At 36.0% G+C, this 1,279-nt stretch carries 2 protein-coding genes; both read right to left on the bottom strand.

Annotated features, from left to right (window positions below; translation table 11 throughout):
• On the bottom strand, nt 1–488 hold a 488-nt coding region (locus tag SPD89_RS22775; protein ID WP_336264233.1), incomplete at its 3' end, for a helix-turn-helix domain-containing protein.
• Between the two features lie 84 nt (nt 489–572).
• Nucleotides 573–1,154 carry a hypothetical protein gene (locus SPD89_RS22770; RefSeq protein WP_336264232.1) on the bottom strand — a complete coding sequence of 194 codons (582 nt, stop codon included), beginning with the start codon at nt 1,152–1,154 and terminating at the stop codon, nt 573–575.
• Between the last annotated feature and the right edge of the window lie 125 nt (nt 1,155–1,279).

The following is a 1,279-nucleotide window of genomic DNA, read 5'->3' as shown; positions in this document are numbered from 1 at the left end:
GCCTGCCATAATATATTGACTGTATCATAGGCAAAGCGTTTTCGTTCTTTTTCTGGATGAAAGCTCATATGATTTCTACCAGCCAACTTGTGTTTTTTTAGTAATCGGTTAATCGTCGCATAGGAAACTTGATTCTTAGTTATCTCCCCATGTGCAATGAGTTGTTCGTAGAACACACTAACTGGCATATGAAGGGATTTCTTTCGTAATTCCAAAATATGATCTTTGTCATCTGGAGATAGCCTTCTTGCACCCCCTCGATCAGATCGTCTTTTGGGTTTTAATGCATCAAACCCGTTCCTTCGATAATGCAGAAGCCATTCCTGTAGTGTCTTGGTTGCGACCTTTCGTTCTCCATAATGTGGAATCGTATGAATTTTCCCCTCCATTTCTTCAAAATACTCTTTTGGTTTCACCTGCCCATTCAAGAGTGGGGCAATCAAGCCATACCGAAATAAAGCAATTTCTTCCCGTGTTTTTTCATTCATGAATTTTTCCTCCTTTTTAGAAGGACAACCGGTTATCCATTGCTTTTATTCTACCTTTTTCGTCAATAGATTCATAGGCAAGATTTATGTGGGATGAATATTATTTTTTTTCATTGGTAAATATGGTAGAATTAATTTGCCCATAAAATAGGATGATAAATGACCCCAGCTCCTTCGATAGAAGGAGGTTGATTCACCAAAATCCAGAATCATTGTCATGTATTTTTGGGCTTCTTTTTTAAAATCTTGTGTGAAACCCAATTTATATCCTAAGTCCATAAAAAAGCTATGTATCCAGTGGATCCTTTCATTAAAACGTTTCATATGTTGTTCCAGTTGTTGGCGACTTCCTTTTATTTTCTCCCCCTTTAACACTTTACTCAATCGTATCACCATCCAATCCAATGTATGTTGAAAGTAAGGAATTAAGAAACTCGGTAAAATAGAAATCGTTACTTTACAATCCAAACACTTAAAACGACAGATTGGAATGTATAATTCTTTTTCTTCCGTTATTCCGTACCGCCAGTAAAAACCATGTCTATGCACATTACCTTGGGCTATGCATTGACAGTTAGGACACCGCTCAAATGTGGGAAAGTTATTCTTTTTTCCCATCGCTTCATATTCTTCTATATCTATTTCAAAATCATGTAAAATGATCATAAAAAAACTCTCCCGAAATAATATGCAAAAAACTTAGCATATTATTTCGGGAAAGTACAGTAGGAATACTGAAAGTATTTGTAAAAAACACCCCAACTTTGGAGGGAATAAAGTGATGCTTTACA

It is taken from the genome of Pseudogracilibacillus sp. SO30301A (assembly GCF_037072025.1).
Classification (GTDB): domain Bacteria; phylum Bacillota; class Bacilli; order Bacillales; family Amphibacillaceae; genus Pseudogracilibacillus.
Note: the sequence above shows the minus strand (reverse complement) of the source record. Positions and strands in the feature narration are given on the sequence as shown.

Excerpts from the sequence above, each read along its gene's own strand:
- SPD89_RS22770 (WP_336264232.1), bottom strand. The coding sequence starts at position 1,154 with ATGATCATTTTACATGATTTTGAAATAGATATAGAAGAATATGAAGCG.